This is a genomic window from Acinetobacter sp. A22 (assembly GCF_030913345.1).
GTDB lineage: Bacteria > Pseudomonadota > Gammaproteobacteria > Pseudomonadales > Moraxellaceae > Acinetobacter > Acinetobacter junii.
Map to the genome: position 1 here is coordinate 2942542 of NZ_CP133162.1, position 19254 is coordinate 2961795.

Below are 19254 nucleotides of genomic sequence, written 5' to 3' on the forward strand. Positions count from 1 at the left end.
ACCGCAGTATGCCTGAGGTCATGAGAAGAATGAAATAGAACGTTTGGAGAATAGCGGAATGGAACAGCCTGGTTTAAAGCATCGTCACCACCTGCTGTCGTCCAATGCGCTGCCAGGGCAAACCCTGGATCAGTGCCTGTAACTGTTCCGGGCTGAGGGCCACGGTTTCACCTTGGTGAAGCTTAGCCCAGTGAAATTTGCCCTGTTCCAGCCGCCGGGCACACAGCCAGATGCCCAGTCCATCATGCACCAGTACTTTCATACGATGACCACGTTTATTACAGAACAGGTAAGCACAGTGCGGCTTGATCGAGCCAAAGGTTCTCACCACCTGAGCAATGACAGTATCCATCCCTGCTCGCATATCCAGAGGTTGGGTAGAAAGCCAGATTTCATCAATGCGGATCATGTTGCAAGTGCCTTGAGTAATTCTGCTAAAGCAGATATTTCTGATACTTGCCATTTCAAGCCAATTTCTGCTTTTGAGTGGGGTAAAGTAATTTGAACCGTTAACATGTCAGTAGGAGTAGGATCTAATGGTGCAGAGCAAGATAAGGCAATAAATGCAGGTTTATTCGGTAGTGGTGAGCGATCATTCCCTGGCTTACCATCAATTAAGCGAATCCATTTGGATACAAGATTTGTATTCAATCCATGTTGCAAAGCGACCGAAGCAATTGAAACGTCCGGTGCTTTACAAGCCTGAACGATCTGCTGTTTAAATTCAGCACTGTATGTTCTTCGTTTTTTCGCAAGAGATGCGATGGATGTCTGGTGATTTGTAGTCATAAATTTTAGTCCCCACTTGTTTTTAAGTGGGGACTAAATTAAGGCTTATAGGATGAATTCATAAGGTGTGTTCAGCGGACGCTTACTTTAGAACTCTATGAGACATCATAGAAACTAAATTTGGCGGGAGAGAGGGAATCACATTTTTTGATTAATATATTGATAATATTTAAATAAAATATAAATAGTCTTATTTGATCCCCCAATCGTCCCCCAGTTAGAAAAAGCTGAATTCAATGAAATGAATTTTCTCAATTGATTGGCAGAAAGATGACAGCAAACTTTCGTTGTCCTTCATAGTACATCAATTTCTATTCTATCTAAATACAACCATTATACGTTAAAAGCTTCCTGTTTGATTAGCTGTTCACTACGACTAATGCCCAACCGATTTGCAATGCCTTGCCATTTTTTTACCGCCAATAATACTTCATCATAAATCTGAGTCGCTTCCTCTTGAGATAAGCGGAAAAAATCAATCACCTCAAATGCCAAGTTGTAATCAAGTGCATTAGCTGTATCTGTAATATTAAGGTGTAAACCTTGGTTCCCTACAATAGGGTTAAGATCATATGCAGGTGATAACTTCCATCCTTTATCAGTTAATAAGAAGCCATGATTTCTTAAATGGTCATCTGTATTTGATATTGCAATATTAAAGATGATCCTGCGCCATAATTGAGCTAGATCATTTTTTGTTTGTGATCCGTTATTGGTTAGAAACTCGGCTATTTCAAGATAACTTGCCCCCTCTGAATGTTCTCCATCGTAGTACCCTAGTTGAGTCATGGCTGATGAGAAATGTATTCGCTCAGTTCCTTGGCGGTCAAATCGTTTGGTGAGAAAAGTATGATGTTCTGAAGAGAATCGGCGTATTTCACTTGGGAACATTTCTACTCCAGCTAATCGAGCCAACTCATAACAGATGAACTCCCAAGCCCCTACATCGAATGTATCTTTCTGATTAGGAAATTTGGCGATCCAGAGATGTCCTTGCTCATCAGTCACGCAAGCTTTAGGTCTAGCACCACCTAAAGAAGAACCAGGGGAAATTAATAATTTAAGCCAGTGATAATATTCTTCACTGTCAATGTTCTCATCTTTCTCAATTTGGATTGCGGCATATTCTAGTTCACGTAATGAAGTCATTGGAGGAGCTGCAAACTCGTCATTGTCATCTAAGAAATTATCAGACTCTGCTGTTTTAAAACGAATTCCTCCCATGCGAAAAGAATCATGCACGCCCAGTAAATAGTCCAATTCCGTGAGTCTGGCACTTGAACGTAAACCTTTGTAATGTTCTATTGCCGCATGGCGTTGCATCAGAATTCGTCCCCAACGGTCAGGGGCTGAGTCTAAGAAGCTACGAAAATTCTTATCTGGAAGGTCGTTATAAAGTTCACCACGATGAAGTGTTAAGAATGGATCAAGTTGAAGACGATATTCTGACTTCAAGAATGAGCGATCATAAGCAAAACTAAATACACCGCCACGACTTGTCTCAGCAAACATTAATTGCCCTGTAAGTAATGGTGAATCAATAGGTAACCAAGAAGCATAAACATCTACTATATTTCGGGTCATTTTGAACCTTCTAATAATTTAATATTTTGCAGTTTAATTCCCACTTCGTCATGGGCTGCTAATTTGGCAAAATTATCTTCCATACCTAACACTCCCATCACTTTGATATATGTACCGATTGCTACACTGGGATCTCCAGCAAAAACTTTATTTATAGTTTTATTATCAAATCCAGTACGGTCGCAGATCATTTGTTTAGTCCAACCACGACGCTTAACAGCGAGTAATAGATCTTCCCCGAAAGTGGTCAATGCCTTACGCTGTTTGGGGAACAAAATTTTATATAGATCTCTTTTCGGCATAAATCCTCCTGAAATAGGACTATATTCCTAGATTTTACATATAAATGGGAATATATTCCCATTTTTGTTGTGAGTCAACTGTTAATCTTCTAAGGTGGCTTGAACTAATTTTGGTACTCTTAAATGCCATTCTCTCCAGTCAAGGCTTGTCCTGACTGGAGTTGTTTTAATGCTGTTTCAAAGTCAAAGTCAAAGTCAAAGTCAAAGTCAAAGTCAAAGGCTGTTGTTATAGTGGCGTCATTCATGTTTTTAACAGTTTAAGGAAATGACACAGCTTTTTGAACACTACCCACTATTAAGTAATTTTGTTAGAACTAAATTTAATGTGGGATTATTCTTTAAAAGTATCATTCAGCGCTTTTTGCACAGCATCGACTCTTGTTTTACAAGCTTTATAGGCAGACATTGATTCTTCAACAATCTTCATAAGGTTATCAATATCTGGTTCATCTTGATCTTCTAACAACGTTGCATTTTTCTTTAGTAATTCATAACCTTCTTTAAAACTTAACTCTTTCTTAGTCATTGTTAGTCACCTTATTTACATCGGCATGAATAAAGCCATCTTGCATTTCAATTGAAACGGTTGCTCCGACTTGTTGAACAGAACGAATTGCTTTGTTATCGGTTTGAATGACGCGGACATTGACCACAGTGATGATCAGGCGACCAAAGCAGGTTGGATACAGGCGAGTCTTGAGAAGATTAAGAGTACGCCTTTTGCGCTAGAGCCTAAGCACCTGACACACTAGATGTACCCGAAAAGGGGCTAGTGAGACTAACGGACACGTTAGCTGGTGGATATGCGATGCAATTGATCTAAATTAATTTCAAAGCACCAGAACCGGCTCAGTTGTGCCCAAAGCGGATGTTCGCAAAAAATAATCTTCTCTTGATACCGCAGATTAAAGTGGATGTTCGATATGGCCTTTTAAAGGTAGAAAACTTAGTATTTAGACGCCTACCTTCTAGAGAAATAACGCAAATGAATAAAATGCTACCATCAACTTAAAATCATGATATGTCACGGCAAACTTCACACTTTCTAACTGTTGGCATAAACAACATACCATCCATCTACTGAAGTAGAAATTTTTTGAAATGTGCCGATGGTGTATTTTCAAGCATATTGCCACGACAAATAACGTAAAGATTTTTGTAGGGGGTGATCCCTTCAATTTTAACGCTTCTTAGTCGACCACTCTCGCACTCATCGACCACAGACGAAGAGATCACCAATGAAATACCCAAGCCTGCCTGTACTGCCCGTTTAACCGCCTCTGTGCTTCCAAGCTGCATAGATACACCAATAGAATCTGCCACGCTTCCGAAAAAATGCTGTAACAGACGCCCTGTGCCGCTACTTGTTTCTCCCCCCAGCAATTTCTCTCCCTTCAGCCAATCTAATGGAATACTCGCCAATTTGGCCCACGGATGCTCCACCGGCACAATCAAAGCTAGTGCTTCACTTCGCCAAACGCATGCATCAAATCCCTCTCGTTGATCCCACCATTCCATAATGGCCACATCGACTTCAAAGTTTTCCAGTTTTTTCACAATGGTAAGATTATCGCCAATGACTACATCAAAATTGCAAGTTGCTGTTTTCTTGAACCGCCTCAAGTGCGGTGGCAATACATAGATGCCGATATTCGAGCTCGCGCCTATTACAAGACGATTTGTGTCGAATAATGCGCACGCTCTGGATCCGGTGCGCACTAGGTTTTCCGCATAAGGCAAAAACACTTTGCCTTCCTCTGTGAGCGTACTACCTGCGTTGTTTCGCACAATCAGATTGACACCCAGCGACTCTTCTAGGCGCCTAACATGCTGAGTCACAGCTGACTGTGAGAGCCCTGTGTGCTTGGCTGCTTCACGAAAGCCACCCCGATTCACGACAGCCAGAAAAGTAACTACGCGTTCAAGATTGATCAATTAACGCCTTCCAAAATTGGATTATTGATAGCATCGGATGGCCTTTGGCCGGTCAGTGCCTGTAAGATATTATTGGCTGCTAGTTGCTCGATTTCGAAACGCACGTCGTCGACCGCAGACCCCAAATGTGGGGTGAAAAATGTTTGCGCTGTATTGGTCAGTAACTCCTGCGGAATAGCTGTTGGCCTATCAACACGGATCCACTCTTCCAATTCGAAAACATCTGCCGCATAACCCGCCAATTTTCCAGATTCAAGTGCTTCGGCAACAGCTAATTCATCGACAACTGAACCACGACACGCATTGATCAAGTAGCTTCCTGTGCGCATTGTGCCAATTGTTTCTGCATTCAATAAGTGCAAAGTTTGCGGCGTCATTGGCAGCATAGGTACAACAAAGTCACTGCTACTTAATAATTCATCGAGACTCACCTGTCGTGCATTCCAGGCCTTTTCCTGCTCTTGATTCAAGGCGATGTCATCGCAATAAAGCACCCGCATATCAAAACTCGATAAGCGCTTCGCAATCGCTCGCCCGACCGCACCCATACCGATGATTCCGAGTGTGCGTCCTGTTAAACCCGTTCCGTATAGTTCCGGTCTCCACCCGTTAAATCCGTGAGTTCGGATACGGCGATCCCCCTCGGCCAGATGGCGAGTCAGGCCAAGAAGCAATCCAATTGTCAGCTCCGCCGTTGGGATGGTCAGAAGGTCCGGCACGATGCTGAACCAAATACCACGGCGGGTACAAGCATCGACATCAAAGTTGTCATAGCCTTTGAGTGCTGCACTTACAATCTTCAATTTAGGGCAGGACGCAAGAAAATCATCATCGATACTGTCAGGCATGAATACCATCAGTGCGTCAGCATCCTTTGCTCTCTCCAGCAATTCTGCGCGCGACATAGTATCGCGGGTCATGTTGGGAACGACATCCGCAACAGATTGTAAATAATCGATAATTTCAGGATGAACCCAGTGGGTAAGAACTATTTTTTGTTTCATGTGGACCCTCATGTGTATACCGGATTTTTTATATGGGTTAGCTACTTGAACTTGCGACGCAAGAATGAACTGAATGTATCAACTAGCGTCACCATCCCAAGAATGACCAGCAATATCGCGGATACTTCTTGGTATTGCATAAGACGCAGCGATCCTATCAACTCGAAACCTATACCGCCGGCACCGACCATTCCCATCACCGTTGAGGCGCGAAAATTGTATTCCCACCGATAAATCGCGGTGTCGGCCATTTGCGGTAATACTTGCGGAAAAATGCCATGAAATATCACTTGTAGCGGGCTGCAACCTGCGGCCTGCGCAGCTTCAACTGGTGCTTGATCTGTATGCTCAATCGCTTCCGCAAAAAACTTAGCGATCATGCCGATTGAGTGCAGGCCTAATGCCAACACACCCGGCAGTGCACCAAAGCCGACAGCTGCCACGAAAACTATACCCATAATAAGCTCAGGAACAGATCTCAACACATTTAACAGAGCACGCGCAGCCTGATAGACCGCTGGATGTGGACTGGTATTGCGTGCAGCCAAAATACCCAAGGGCACGGACAAAAGCACAGCGATGGCGGTTCCAGCAATACTCATGGCTAAGGTATCGAGCACTGGCTTGACCCATGCTCTCCACTCACTAAAGTTGGGAGGGAACATCTCACCAATGAGACTAACAAGACTTGGCACGCCTTCGCCTAAACGCTCACCATCAAATAGACCAACGTAATACCAACATCCGACGACAATAGCTAAAATCAATATCACATACCTAACTACTCGATTCCAGCTTTGGCGCTGCTCTGACAATATGGCTTCGAAGTTCGTATTCATTGTAGAGACCTCAAAAAATTAGAACTTGGAAAAATCTAGCTTTAGCAAACTACCTAAATCACGCACGACATCGTAATCCTTATCTGTTACAGGCCTGAATCCTTCAGCCTTGAATGGTTTCAACACGTTCGGATCTTTCAAATCGAGGAAGGCAGCACGAATTTTTACTTTTAGCTCTGGTTTTAAGTTAGAGCGCATAGTCCATGGGTACTGAGGAAACGGTTTTGACTCCACTAAGACCTTCACTTTGTTTAGATCGATCAAGCCGCTCTGAACGAGCGATTTGAAAATGGGCTTGCTCAGACCACCGGCCTGCGCGTGTCCATTCTGAACTGCCATCGCCACTGCATCGTGAGCGCCTACGAAATGCTCCTTGTAATCCTTTCCGGCAAATAATCCTTTATCAGCAAGCATTGATTTGGGGATCAGGTGGCTGGATGTAGAGGCCTTGTCACCCCAGGCAACGGCTTTTTTCTTGATATCTGTGATGTTGTTGATGCCCGCCGCCTTATTCACAATTAGCACTGACTGATAAGTTGTTGTGCCTTTTTGTTGCATTGCTGCAAATGGTTCAATCTTACTTTTCTGTTTGGCCAATACATAAGACATGGGCCCAAAATATGCAAGATCAATACGACCGAACCGCATTCCTTCAATCATTGATGAATAGTCAGTGGTAACAATAAGCTCAATCTTTTTGCCCAGAGCTTTTTCAAGATACATCTCTAGAGGCTTATTATTTTTAATGACGGTTGATGCATTTTCATCAGGCAAGAGAGCAACTTTTAATGTGCCGGGGTCAGGATTAGGTGCGGCATATGTGACACTACCTAAGAGGCAAAACGATATTAGAGCCAGTACAGCGAATAGCTTTTTCATGGTTATTTCTCCTCAGTTCTTAAGTTAAACAATGGTTATGAGTAATATTTGGAATGTTTGAATTCAATTACGCTTTTTGTTCATAGAGTTCAGTTACATGCGTTTGTGTCAGAGCCGCTGGTATTGCATCGAACACAACCTTGCCATGAGCCAGACCGACGATTCGGTCAGCATAGCGTTTAGCGAGATCGACTTGATGTAGGCTGACTACAGCGGTTATGCCGTCTTCTTTGCATATCTGGTGTAAGAGCGCCAAGACTTTGTTGGCGGTTGCTGGATCAAGGCTTGCCACAGGCTCGTCTGCCAAAACAAGTGCCGGTTGCTGCGCTAATGCCCGAGCTATACCCACGCGTTGTTGCTGACCGCCACTTAACTCATCCACTCGTGAGAGTGCTTTGTGAAGTAGCCCAACGCGGTCAAGGCTGTGTAATCCAATAGATTGATCCTCCTTCGATAGAGGAAAAAGAGTACGAAGCGTCGAGTGATAACCTAGTCTACCCATTAGCACATTTTGCAAAACAGAAAGTCGACCAATTAATTGATGCTGCTGGAATATCATGCCAGTACGCCGACGATGCTCTTGCAATATTTTTTTGTCCAACAATGAACCTAACATTGTAATGTTTATATTGCCGCTAGTGGGTTTTTGCATCAGGTTAAGACAACGGAGCATTGTTGATTTGCCTGCACCAGAGGCACCGAGCAACACTGAAAACTGTCCCTGTTGAAACGTGAGCGAAGTTGGATGCAACGCAATCATTTGTCCGTACTGGACGGTAATATTTTGAAGTTGAATCATTGCTGCCAGACCCTCGTTGTTGTAATCAATCTTTATTTTTGATTACGAAATCAGATAATGAGGTGAGCATAACGACTCAATGTTACAGTTTTATTGCGAGCAATTAGCAATCGCACTCAAACGCTTGGCTATAAGACTTCCAATTGGTATGCAGTGAGGCGCCGGTAATTGGCGGAGCTAGCTGGGAGGGGTTTAGCAGGATTTTAAGGCACACCCTGGCGTCCGCTTCTGGCCGAACGCAGCTGGAAGGCTCAAAATAGGTCGAGACACATTAAAATTACGTCACTACTCATAAGTGGCGATTATGTAAAATCGTTTGCGTGGCTTTTAACCTACTACTAATCTAATAATCCCATATCCTTTAGCAAGAACATTCCTAGGGTTTTGTAGTAGGGTTTCTCTCATCAATGTGTCGATTTGAGTCGAAGCAAATTTAAGTTGTTGCTGAGAAAAATACTGCGTTGTTGACTTCATCAATTCAAGATTTTTTTGCGCTGTATTTATTTGATTCTGGGCATGGGTTTTGATGATATTCATCAACTGATCATTTTGACTTTGATAAGCTGAAATTTGATGTTGAGAGAGTAGTTTGATGGACTGAATAAAATCGATTGCCTCCTGAGATCGTTCTGAAATCAGATTACGTATTCCTGCAATCACTTTACTTGGGGTATCAAAAGATCGGTGTGCAATTTCATCTAAAATGGTTCGATCTTTCTCATGACCGATACCGACCCAAATGGGTACTTTTCGTTTGCAGAGTAAGGTAGCTAGATCATAGTCATTTAAATAAGCTAAATCATTGACTGCTCCACCACCTCGTATGATGACGATGAGGTCAGGTGGGGTTGTATAGTTTTTTGCCCATTAGCGCAGACCTGAGCTTAAAGACTCCATAATGCGAGTTAATTTTTTTATTAATTGAGCTCAGCCAAATCAGCTACTATGTCTTTACTTTTTCTGTACACGAACGAAGCTTTCCAAGTTGTTTTTGCTTTTGCGTAATTTGTTCAATTACACCTTAGTGTTTGTAGTCTAATTTGATTGTTTTAGCTAGGGTATCAGACTAATTTTTATTAGTCGTTTTGATTTTAGCTATACAGAGTGCTGATCGCACTCTAGATTTCTTAGACATATATTTTCTACTCCTCAATCCACTCCGTATAAATTTGGCAATGAAATAACCAAAGCTACAATAATTCAGTTAGCTTAAGACAATAGATAGATTGCATTTAAGCTAAATTCTTACAGAGCAAATGGTTATTTAAGATCAGGAGTAATTGGTTCTTGATCTATTTCATTCTGGTCGTCCAGAGATGTAGCTGATTGTTTTTTGGTCGGCTTTACCTCTTGAGTATTTGACTTAATAGGACGAGGATATTGGACTGGAGGCCTTCTACGAAGTTTTACTACTGAATTGTAAGGTGTTTTACGACTATTTTGTTGGTGAGATGAGAAAGTGTTTTCAGGGGTGAGCGATGGAGGAGGAAGTCTATTATCACTTTGTTCAGTCATTTCTTTTTTAGGTTCAGTATTATCATTTTCTGATTCAGTTATGGTTATTTGAACGGGTTCTGTAATGGAATTGTGAGAATCAGTCTTAGTTGTAGATTTCTCTTCTTTATTGATGCTTTGACATGAATTGGTTATAGCGTGATTTGTTTGCGCCTCAGATTGCATGTGTTTTAGAGAACTTTTATCTGCTCCCGCTAAATTTTTATCTAGTACTACCAGTGTATTATCTTCATATTTAGCGATGTTGAAAGTTGTTTTTTGAAGTGAGCTTTGTCGATAATTTGTGAGTTCAGCAAGATAGACTTTTTCACGTTCATAAGCTAAATCCAGCTGCTTTTGCAGGGTAATATTTTGCAAATATAGCATGTTGAAAATATGTCTAAAATTTTCTTCATTTGTACTTTCTTTCTTTTTTAAAGTTAATTCGGTAATAACCCGAATTGCATCTTCAAAATTTATTTTTCCATTTGAAATTATAATTTTGCCTTTTTTTATAAGGTAGTAAATCTTAGATCTTGAGAGACCGGTATGCTCGCTTAGCTCTATAACAGTCACTTCTTTCATGATGAAACCATGGTTAAATTCTGTTTAATTAAACAGAATTTTATAAAATAATTAACCATTTTTCCACAAAAGATGAGACCCAATGAGTGTGTCTGAAAGTGAAAGAAGATTAACTATATTATTCATAGTGATTTTTAATTTTATTAATACTGAATAATTATGTAAAATAATGTGATTAATAGGATTTAATTTATTGAGAAAAATCACTTCATAGCTGATAATATCAGCTATTGACTAGTTTTTTTACGTATCTATGGATAATTATAATTTAATAATTAACAATGATGATCTATTGGGTTTGCTTTTTAATAAAGTTCCTTATATTTGGCAAGCGTTAGATTACTCCTTGAAGAGTGATCCGGCTTACCAGCGCCCTTGTTTATACAAAGAGTCGGTTCAGGTTATCCGGGCCTTAGAAAAGTTTGTGGGGGATTTGAAATCTGGAAGCGTGCCTCGCGTGGTTCATTTGGACATTGATGTGACTATGCATGCTGAACTTGACCATTCATTTCTTGTTTATTTTAATGCGCTGAGATTTGAGCGTGAAATGTTTGATATGAGCTATCTTTGGTTGGGTTTAAATTGGGTTTATTATCAACATTTTTTAAAAGAAGATGCAGTTGATCTACCAAGTATTACTTCTGGTATTGAACAGATTTTATTGAATTCCGAAGGTCTGCAAGAGAGGAAGCAGCAATGGTCGCTTTCAAAATTCACATACGACAAAGCTTGGAGATTAATTAATTACTTTTCAGACGTACAGAAAACTTCTTCATATATAGAGAATACCGAAAAGCAGACTCAGCAAGTCGTCGAGAAGATTAATCATGCTTTTAAGGATTTTGATACGCTTTTGGCAATACATCAGAAGGTATATATCTTTGCTCTTGATGTTCGGTTTGTGCGTACACTGAATCCATTAGAGAATGAGTCTTTAGAATGCTTGATTGAGCAAGTACTTAAAGATCGGGCTGATATCCAGAATGCTATTTGTGATTCGATTCCATATTGGCTATGTGCGTATACCAAACTTGAGCATGATTATCAAAATGGTTTAAAACTTTCATGTATTCTAATATTAAGAAGTCATGGCATTGATCAGGAAGCGGCTATTATTGCTCGTCTACAGGAATTATTGAAGAGAGATTTTAGTCAATATAATGCTATTGATGTCATTAATGGAAATGAGTTTGTAAGGACGCATGCTAAGAAAAATGCTGTTGGACATGTTGGAGTCAGTTCGTGTAAACGAATTGAAGAATTTAAGTATTGGGTACTCAGCTATTTTTTTAAAATAGATTCATTTGCAAGGCTCATATATCCTAAAATGCCTTTTGAAGTGAGTGAGGTCCTTTATCATTCGGATTGGCAACTGCCTGAAATAAACAGGCAAGCTGTAGTACCTAAGAAAGGCCCTATGCCTAAAAATCTTGCGCAGATATTGCAGGCATGGAAACCGCCCAAAGGGATATGGGATATCAATCATCTTGATAAACGTGTGGCTGATCGTCTGCTTGTCGGGCAGATTTACTATAAAGAATTTTGTGCTGAGCAAGGGCTTCCAATACAGTATGGAGACTTATTGTTCCTAATTGAGATGTTTATTGAAACCTTGTTGCCTAATCAACATCCAGCTTTTAATAGGGTGGGATTAATCCAGCAGTCTTACTTTTTGAATGCTAGAGAGATACAAACAACTGCTACACAGCTAGGTCATCAGTATTTATCGCTGTTGATTCAAATTAAAAGTGATCTTAACTTTTGGGATAAGCTTGATTTTTTAATTCGTAATCGTGGATTTCGACCATGGTGGTTTCGTAGCCTAGATGACCTAATCTTGTGGGAAAATTTTCAATCGATAATTCTTGAAGGCCTTAACTTTAATCAGCCTGTAGATTCTGTTGTATTAGGTCGGTTGAATAGTAATATCCAGAATATACGGGGTTTATTCTTTTCAAAGCAAATTTCAGAAGGTGATAAACGTAAGCTTTTAGAAAAACACTATACTCAATGTATACGTAGATATGCCAATACACGAGAATATCTTAATCGTATCTTGGAGCAGAATTGTTGGGCTTATCGTATAATCGTTGATACTCGCTCATCGAAAGGAAACTTTACTCAGCCAGAATTCTCAAAACTATTTACTGAGTTTATGCGCTTATCAAAGAGAGCTAAACCTTGTTGTTGGTTGCGTGGTTATATTGGGGGCTGGCAAGAGAATAGCTTGAATTTGATATCAGAATTTAAACTGGATATTGTATTGTTCTTTAATGATCGTTGTCAGGAACACTTTCAAACGGTAGTCCATGATCTGAATAGGCGCTGGAACAACTTTCTTGATACTAAAGCCTCTCAGATTTTAAAGCTGCAAGATGTTGAAAATATAAAATTCCATGGTGCTATTAAATCGAGAGTATTAATGCATTCTGCTGATGGATTGAATGCAGTGTATAATGCTCAGAACTCTTATCATGTCTATCTTGAGGCATATGATAAAAAAATGAAAAAAGAGTTCATTGAGCAAGTCGTAACATATTTTGCTTATCGGGATGTATTTCATCCCCCATTTAGCCATTCAGTTCCAAAGGCTTTTATTAAGGGGGCAATGCCGAAAAAATAGCATCCTTAGCGTTCAGAAAGTTTAGATTCAATATGCTGATTAAGTTTCAACATGGACTAGCCAACACGATTTGTGGTCAAGCAAACATGTTTGGGGACGGTTGATGCTAAATCTAATTTTTTCGCTTAAGTCTCGTTTTTATTTTTTTGCTCAGCGACCGATGCTCAGCATGTCTCAGAATTGTCTTTATACAGTGATGTGCAGACAGTTACAACATCGTTGAAGTCGGTAAATAGTATTATTAATCATATATCTATTCTCTTATACCTTCATTACTCAGTAGACATCATACATACAACAACTCAACCACTAGGTGAGTTGTTGTTAAAGACTTTAAATCAACTTAAGCATTTAAAGCGATGATGAACAGGTGGTCCCTAAGATCACATGTGAATCTACTGATGATCAGAATTCTTATTGGTAAGAACTACAATAAAAAAATACTTCTACTGCTTGAGATATGACATACCTTGATTGGAACATCCTCATGCGACTCTCTGACCACATTCATCAAGCTTCCGTATTATCCGATATACATCACTTCATTGAATGTAATCTTAACCACTATGTTGAACATGCTGTCTTCCTAGACTTACTACAAGAACTGATTGTACGCTTCAAGCAGTACCATCAGGAATTACTCAGCTATGCTGCAACCATTGAGATATTTGTCCTACTGATGCAGGCTGTTGAGCAGATGCTGGATGGACGTATTTACGATGAAATAAGTACATTGGATGCACAGCAAGTGAATCAGTTACAAAAGTTGATCTTGAGTCAACGTGAAAAGGTAAAGGAGCATTTGCAACGTTATAAAGAGCAGCAGCAACGCAATCGTGAATCAATACAATCCTACATGCAGACCATCATCAAAGATCATCACAAGCTGTTATTGGTTCGTGTTGATCTAAGTTATACAAAGGAGAAGCATGGTCAGATTGGTTTACAGGACTTTTATCAGCATATCCAAAAATTAAGACAATTGCTTAAAGACCAGCAGGGGTGTTTTGCTGAGTTGAAAGGATATGTGCTTAAACTGGAGCAAGGCAAGGACAAAGGATTCCATGCTCATCTGCTATTCATCTATAACGGTTCAAAGCGTCAGAACGATACTTTTCTAGGGCAAGCAGTGATTGATAAATGGCGAGAGATTGTCGGTGATGGAGGGATAGGCAACAATTGTAATACCGTTAAATACAAGGAACGTTACCGACAAACGGGCCGTCTCGCATTGGGTATGCTTCATCGTGACGATAAGCAAATGACTGACAATGTGATGCTTCTGTTGAACTACTTTGCCAATGAGGACAAATATGATCAAAGCTTATTGGTTAGCTATGCAGGAATGCGTTGTTTGAGTAAAGGGGAATATCAACCGCATGGAAGACAGTATCAATTGAAGTCTGAATGCAAGTGAGTCAGTAAAAAAATACATCGAGTGCCGTCTTATGAATGAATCACATAGGACGACTTTTGACATGAATTTCAAACAAGCTGAACTCTTCGTTGCTCCAAAATTAGAGCAGGATGTACATGATTTTTATATTGAACTTAAGCGTGCAACACTCGTTGATAGCGATTTGAGAAAGACTTGGCGACGCTCATTCTTCGAGTATTGTCAGGATTGGCATTACTTGCTGTTTTCACATCGAGAATTTAAATTTGGGTTTTGGGTGACCCAATTCAGTAATGCGTACTATGCATGTGTCGCGGAACAGGAAGAATTTCAGATTTGGCCTGAGAATGAGAAACAATGGGCTGACTTAGTGTCGAAGATACTCAATAAATTAGAAAAGTTATTTAAAAGCATTGGCTTTCAAGAAATGCTGAATAAGTGTAATACGGCTTATGAGAAAAAGATCCAGAAATTGATGGATCAATACTCAGATATGAATCGCATCAGTGTGGATGCGCCTGATCTTAAATTCTATTTAACCATGCACCCTCATCCAACAGCACAAGAGCTGAGTCATATACAAAACTTTAGTCGGGCATTGAAACAGTTTGAGCGACGACTCATGGATAAACCATGGTGTCGTGCACAAGTATTGTATCGTTTTTATCAGATTTATCGTAATCCAGAATATCAACACTATGTGGTGCGCTACTACTTAACCTTCCAAAAAGCATTCTATTCGGAAGAGACTGATTACTGTGCAAAGTTGAGGGAGATCTGGTCGGATGTCACAGATGGCATCGGGGTTTTACTGGAGCACAAACAGTTTAAACCTGATATTCAGGGCAATCGAACAGTGCCCTCGTTTATGAATGATGATATGGAGTCGCCATTAGAAAATCTTGAAAGTTTAGATGTCAGAATGACTTCTCTCAAAGAACATGCAACTAATCTTTATGTGTGGGATCGAGGTATGGAGTCATTTAGTGGTCAGATCATTCAACATAAATAGGTGAAGTGAAACGCAGGGATTAAGCCACCATGAGGGGGCTTCCCTTATTTAAGCTAAATAATAAAAACAAGTTTAATGCGGTTCAAAGTGACATACATAATCTACAACGTCTTCAGACTGGATCGTAAATTCACTGTTGGGTGGAATAATAAAAGATTCGCCTGAGCTGTAAGTGGAAACTTCAGATTGATCTCCAATTTGAACTGCACATGTGCCTGAGATAATTTCAATCCGCTCTTCGAGATGAGTCTTAAAGGTGAGGGGATGTTCTGAAGGCAGAATGACACCGAGTGTCTTTTTGCTGCCGTCTTTTAAAATCAGCACATGGCTAATCGACGAACCATTAAAATGAATGTTGGCCTTTTTTTTAATTGAAACAAAGTTAAATTGCTCTGACACAGTGAGTGATCTCAAAAAAAATTATTGTCTTGTGTTTTGAGAATCATAATCAAACGAATGATCAAGACTCAAGCTAAAAATGATCCATCGATTACTTAAGCAGTCTCCACCATCAAATAGCTGAGAGAGATCATAGCGTTATCCGCTTTACTGTTTCCTGAGCAGCCATAGCGCCCGTTGCTTGACCGAATGGTAAGCAGCGATTATCCTTGGCGTGCTGGCCTACATTGCCAGTCGGTTTTGACAGGCCGTTTCCTAAGAGCATTAAAAAACTCGTTTTTTTGATGTGGACCCGTTCGTCCCTCCTTCGTTGCGGTAGGACGAGGGAGGGACGCGCTTGCGCGTGCTGATTCTTAGGTTCAGTCTGTCAACCCTCTTTCGTTCTGCCACCATAATCAAATGACAGTGATTTGGCAGAATTTCTTACCTAAGGAGTCCGCCATGCGTACTGACATTTATCTTTTGGCTTTGCCATTTCCAAATTTATACCGATTGTGCTTTTTATTTCGATTGCCTTTGGCAAGACGATCACACGGCTGTGCTTTGCTTGATTCCACTCAATAACGTTTAGATTTGATCTATAACGACGAATAATAAAAGGTGGTTCTATGGCACATGCCCCGATTTGGGTGGCGTGTCTGATGGTGCCTTTGTGCGTCACGGCATGCTCAAAAAAAGACAATCATGTTTATATCCCCGATGAAGCTGAGGCTTTATCTGAACGCATTCAAACTCAATCCAATCCTGTTCCCGTGTTAGTAACGGCTGAACAGATACAACCTTTAGCCCCGAGTGAGGCAGTCGATGACGCTGCATTAGAAGGCTTTCATCAACAACTCACCGATAAAGAACAACAAGCAGACTGGCAAACATTCCGTCAGCAACTCAAACTGAAACCTGATCAGATTGTATTGTTGGGCAGTCAACGTAGACGCTTTAAGGAAGACTTCAATCCTGTTGACCTCAGAAAAGCCGAAGCCTATCCGCAAGCCAATCAGTTGATGATCAACTACTTTCGGCGTTTGAAATCTCCAAACTCGATTGAAGTACAAGGAGAACTTGAAACCACAGCAGACTATCAACAACGGCTTGATGCAGCACAGCAACAGCATCAACAACTGACGGGAAAACTGAAAGTCGATCTCAGCCATTTAGAACTGGCGTTGAATGTATTACATGCCCCCGTTTGTTTTAATGCCGACGATCAAGATGCCTATAACGCGATTGAATATGATGCAGACCATGAAACTTTAAGTTTGCGCACCAGCATTCCCTATGTCACTGAAAAGGAGGTATTGGCCCAAGCCTACAATCCGAACTTTGACGGGCAACAGGTCGAAGTACTGAAAGTAGAACTGCATTACCCATTGGCCCAAGCCAAAAGCAATTTGGATGATTTAAAACGAGGTACTTGTCTGGGTTATCTCTTACAACTCGATGCAGGGCAGCGTCTGACGGTCAAACAACTCATCCTCTCCGCTTATTCCTCAGATACGGCCATTCCGCAACCTATCGTTTATCGCTTCCAGCCGCAGCAGTTAGGTTATGACCTTTATCAAGAACAACAGGAAGTGACTCGACGTGACGATGGCACACGCGATTACCATCCCAAGCCACGGCAGCTTTTACGCAGCACAGATATTCCCATTCCACAGCAGATCGATTATCGCTTTGGTTTAGCCCATACATCTGTTGAGACACAAGGAGCAGCTGATGAGTAAGCTATTTTTAAATCAAAGCCGTCCTTTACTGCTCAGCATTGCATTGATGGTTGGACTGAGTGCTTGTGGTGAATCTCGTGAGGCTTTTATTCCACCGACCGCCAATGATGCCTTACATGCCATGCGACAACAGGATGACAGCATCGTACAAGTCAAATTGCAGCAATGCATACGCAGTAATCCCTTTGAAGGGCAGCCAGGCAATGGCCCAGCTTATGACCAGTATGACTGTGAGGTCGTAGTGGAACGCTACGATGCAGTACTTGATCAAAGCATGACACAAGCGCAATCCGTCCTGCTCCATTTAGGTAATAGTGGTTGGCAGGCTGAGTATTAACCTCCAGCTCACATTAAAAACGTAAATAAAAAATATTCAAATACACAACATCTAGATGAAGTAGGACGCTACCTACACCTTATCTAGTCTTTAGGATACTCACAATGACAGCACATCTACACGCTCAACAACAAACACTTCAAACGAATTCAACATTCAGCCATCCCTTAAAACAACTTCTCTGTACAACTATGCTTTTAGGCGGTGCACTGCTGCTTGGACAAGCCACGCAAGCAGGCGGTTATCAAGAATACACCTATCCCTTACAACTGGTCAGCGTTGAGGGCGGGGTACAACTGCGCTGTACTTATGTCGGCTATGAACGTCAGCGAACTCGTCAGACATTTCTGATCAGTGCCTTACGCAATGAAGGCGGTTGTCCACGTAATACCTATTACAAACCAAGTCGGATGCAATTGATTATTGCCGAGACAGGGCAAACGGTATTTGTACGTTCTGAAGAAGTACGTCAAGCCACCCGTCAAGATTATACGGGACAGCGAATGCAAGCGCCTGACAAACCCGCATCTGCCAAGATCAACCATTGTCACATTATGGCGACCCAAGATGCCAATGGCAAAGTGACTCGTGGACCTGCCTTAACTGATCCAAGCTGTCAGAAGTAGGCCCAACCATGAAAAAATTCTTTGGCTTTTATCTGATCGCGACCATTGTCTATGCCGCGATGTTGATGCAACGCACGGCTGAACTACAAGGCGGTTATGTCGGTGTCGATTACTTAAGTTGCCTGCTGTTCTTGATCAAAGGATTGATGTGGCCGTTGGCAATTGTGCGTTGGCTGTTCTAGCACACACCTCAAACCTGATGGCAATCACTCTCCCTGATTCAAAACAGGGAGAGTGCAGCTTTATTGAGATAAAGACCAAGACAAAAAGGATAAAAATATTAATAGAAATTCTAATGATTCAAGCTCGACGAAAACCCTACAACCGATGCATTGGGTATTGATCGTCTGCGGCATGATCGTGTTACTGACCGTAGCCGTGTTATATAACCAACAGCAACAACGTCAAACAGATTTAAAACTAGCACAACTGGCAGCGACACAATCCCAAGCATCTCATTCAAGCACAACTGCAACAACTGAACCATCCACATCCGCCGACTTAGACATGGGGGGAAGATGGTATTTCCATGAGCACAGGCCCCACTGAAGCTGAATCCTCAACTTCAACGGGCAACGCCGAACGACAACAACTGAGCATGCAGGTCGATGGCGAATACCACGAAGATCAAACCTTGAGTTCTAATCCTTCTACTTATGGCCTAAAGCCGATGCAATCCGCTTCAGCAGATTTAAAAAGCATGCTGCCTGAGATTGATCAGATGTTACGAACCCACCTGATGGAGGAGTGGGGACGTGCTGATCGTGATCAAGTACAAAAACGTGTGGAAGGCTGGAGCAAGCAAGGGAATGAGCTGACTTATCGTGCAGCTTGGGATTCAGATCGTTATCAATGTACGTGGTATGTGGTGCGTTGGAATCTAAGTAGTCAGCAAGTACTACAAGAAGGCTATCAACCGTGTTTCTAAGT

Annotated in this window: 21 protein-coding genes and 2 pseudogenes; 8 read left to right on the top strand and 15 right to left on the bottom strand. The window is 41.3% G+C overall.

Features of this window, described 5'->3' with window-relative positions; all coding sequences use genetic code 11:
* Positions 1–73 precede the first annotated feature (73 nt).
* From tnpB to Q9Q86_RS14325, 14 genes and pseudogenes are all read right to left on the bottom strand, one after another.
* Positions 74–409 carry an IS66 family insertion sequence element accessory protein TnpB gene (tnpB, locus tag Q9Q86_RS14260; RefSeq protein WP_157938043.1) on the bottom strand — a complete coding sequence of 112 codons (336 nt, stop codon included), beginning with the start codon at positions 407–409 and terminating at the stop codon, positions 74–76.
* Positions 406–789, bottom strand: coding sequence for a transposase (locus tag Q9Q86_RS14265; RefSeq protein ID WP_004762545.1), 384 nt, complete (start codon positions 787–789; stop codon positions 406–408). The genes tnpB and Q9Q86_RS14265 overlap by 4 nt, the downstream gene beginning before the upstream one ends.
* 333 nt (positions 790–1122) lie before the next feature.
* A complete protein-coding gene (locus Q9Q86_RS14270; protein ID WP_086376055.1) occupies positions 1123–2373 on the bottom strand; it encodes a type II toxin-antitoxin system HipA family toxin in 1251 nt (416 codons plus the stop codon).
* Entirely contained in the window at positions 2370–2675 is a 306-nt protein-coding gene (locus tag Q9Q86_RS14275; RefSeq protein ID WP_046812872.1) for a hypothetical protein, read from the bottom strand. Before Q9Q86_RS14275 ends, Q9Q86_RS14270 begins: the two co-directional genes overlap by 4 nt.
* 119 nt (positions 2676–2794) lie before the next feature.
* Positions 2795–2920 carry a hypothetical protein gene (locus Q9Q86_RS14280; protein WP_272939452.1) on the bottom strand — a complete coding sequence of 42 codons (126 nt, stop codon included), beginning with the start codon at positions 2918–2920 and terminating at the stop codon, positions 2795–2797.
* 86 nt (positions 2921–3006) lie between these two features.
* Positions 3007–3201, bottom strand: a complete 195-nt coding sequence (gene xseB, locus Q9Q86_RS14285) for an exodeoxyribonuclease VII small subunit (RefSeq protein ID WP_086376056.1) — start codon at positions 3199–3201, stop codon at positions 3007–3009.
* The gene (locus tag Q9Q86_RS14290) at positions 3194–3328 is read right to left on the bottom strand and encodes a hypothetical protein (RefSeq protein ID WP_272939453.1); all 135 of its coding nucleotides are present in this window, start codon (positions 3326–3328) and stop codon (positions 3194–3196) included. Before Q9Q86_RS14290 ends, xseB begins: the two co-directional genes overlap by 8 nt.
* 424 nt (positions 3329–3752) lie before the next feature.
* Entirely contained in the window at positions 3753–4610 is an 858-nt protein-coding gene (locus tag Q9Q86_RS14295; protein WP_112987140.1) for a LysR family transcriptional regulator, read from the bottom strand.
* The gene (locus tag Q9Q86_RS14300) at positions 4607–5614 is read right to left on the bottom strand and encodes a phosphonate dehydrogenase (RefSeq protein WP_005071472.1); all 1008 of its coding nucleotides are present in this window, start codon (positions 5612–5614) and stop codon (positions 4607–4609) included. Before Q9Q86_RS14300 ends, Q9Q86_RS14295 begins: the two co-directional genes overlap by 4 nt.
* Positions 5615–5655: 41 nt before the next feature.
* Positions 5656–6453 carry a phosphonate ABC transporter, permease protein PhnE gene (gene phnE / locus Q9Q86_RS14305; RefSeq protein ID WP_004757464.1) on the bottom strand — a complete coding sequence of 266 codons (798 nt, stop codon included), beginning with the start codon at positions 6451–6453 and terminating at the stop codon, positions 5656–5658.
* A gap of 18 nt (positions 6454–6471) precedes the next feature.
* Positions 6472–7332: a phosphate/phosphite/phosphonate ABC transporter substrate-binding protein gene (gene phnD, locus Q9Q86_RS14310; protein WP_112987139.1), complete on the bottom strand. Its 861-nt coding sequence runs from the start codon at positions 7330–7332 to the stop codon at positions 6472–6474.
* A 67-nt stretch (positions 7333–7399) separates the two neighbouring features.
* Positions 7400–8131 carry a phosphonate ABC transporter ATP-binding protein gene (phnC, locus tag Q9Q86_RS14315; protein ID WP_005803921.1) on the bottom strand — a complete coding sequence of 244 codons (732 nt, stop codon included), beginning with the start codon at positions 8129–8131 and terminating at the stop codon, positions 7400–7402.
* 342 nt (positions 8132–8473) lie between these two features.
* Positions 8474–9031 (bottom strand): annotated as a pseudogene (locus tag Q9Q86_RS14320) (exodeoxyribonuclease VII large subunit); the annotation flags it as partial.
* A 360-nt stretch (positions 9032–9391) separates the two neighbouring features.
* Positions 9392–10210: a hypothetical protein gene (locus Q9Q86_RS14325; RefSeq protein ID WP_052942537.1), complete on the bottom strand. Its 819-nt coding sequence runs from the start codon at positions 10208–10210 to the stop codon at positions 9392–9394.
* A gap of 253 nt (positions 10211–10463) precedes the next feature.
* Here Q9Q86_RS14325 and Q9Q86_RS14330 point away from each other — a divergent pair, with 253 nt between their 5' ends.
* From Q9Q86_RS14330 to Q9Q86_RS14340, 3 genes are all read left to right on the top strand, one after another.
* On the top strand, positions 10464–12833 hold the full coding sequence (locus Q9Q86_RS14330; RefSeq protein ID WP_046812870.1) for a hypothetical protein: 2370 nt from the start codon (positions 10464–10466) through the stop codon (positions 12831–12833).
* 487 nt (positions 12834–13320) lie between these two features.
* On the top strand, positions 13321–14250 hold the full coding sequence (locus tag Q9Q86_RS14335) for an inovirus-type Gp2 protein (RefSeq protein ID WP_171293788.1): 930 nt from the start codon (positions 13321–13323) through the stop codon (positions 14248–14250).
* 61 nt (positions 14251–14311) lie between these two features.
* On the top strand, positions 14312–15241 hold the full coding sequence (locus Q9Q86_RS14340) for a hypothetical protein (protein ID WP_112987137.1): 930 nt from the start codon (positions 14312–14314) through the stop codon (positions 15239–15241).
* 72 nt (positions 15242–15313) lie between these two features.
* Here Q9Q86_RS14340 and Q9Q86_RS14345 read toward each other — a convergent pair whose 3' ends face one another.
* The gene (locus Q9Q86_RS14345; protein ID WP_112987136.1) at positions 15314–15640 is read right to left on the bottom strand and encodes a pyrimidine/purine nucleoside phosphorylase; all 327 of its coding nucleotides are present in this window, start codon (positions 15638–15640) and stop codon (positions 15314–15316) included.
* Positions 15641–16248: 608 nt separating this feature from the next.
* On the opposite strand from Q9Q86_RS14345, the gene Q9Q86_RS14350 reads away from it, so the two are divergent.
* From Q9Q86_RS14350 to Q9Q86_RS14370, 5 genes and pseudogenes are all read left to right on the top strand, one after another.
* A complete protein-coding gene (locus Q9Q86_RS14350; protein WP_112987135.1) occupies positions 16249–17361 on the top strand; it encodes a hypothetical protein in 1113 nt (370 codons plus the stop codon).
* The gene (locus Q9Q86_RS14355) at positions 17354–17698 is read left to right on the top strand and encodes a hypothetical protein (protein ID WP_112987134.1); all 345 of its coding nucleotides are present in this window, start codon (positions 17354–17356) and stop codon (positions 17696–17698) included. Before Q9Q86_RS14350 ends, Q9Q86_RS14355 begins: the two co-directional genes overlap by 8 nt.
* A 104-nt stretch (positions 17699–17802) precedes the next feature.
* Complete coding sequence (locus Q9Q86_RS14360) at positions 17803–18324, top strand: hypothetical protein (RefSeq protein WP_112987133.1); 522 nt, start codon at positions 17803–17805, stop codon at positions 18322–18324.
* Positions 18325–18332: 8 nt separating this feature from the next.
* Positions 18333–18506: a hypothetical protein gene (locus tag Q9Q86_RS14365; RefSeq protein ID WP_171293787.1), complete on the top strand. Its 174-nt coding sequence runs from the start codon at positions 18333–18335 to the stop codon at positions 18504–18506.
* Between the two features lie 97 nt (positions 18507–18603).
* A pseudogene (locus Q9Q86_RS14370) lies at positions 18604–19252 on the top strand (hypothetical protein).
* Positions 19253–19254: the final 2 nt, after the last annotated feature.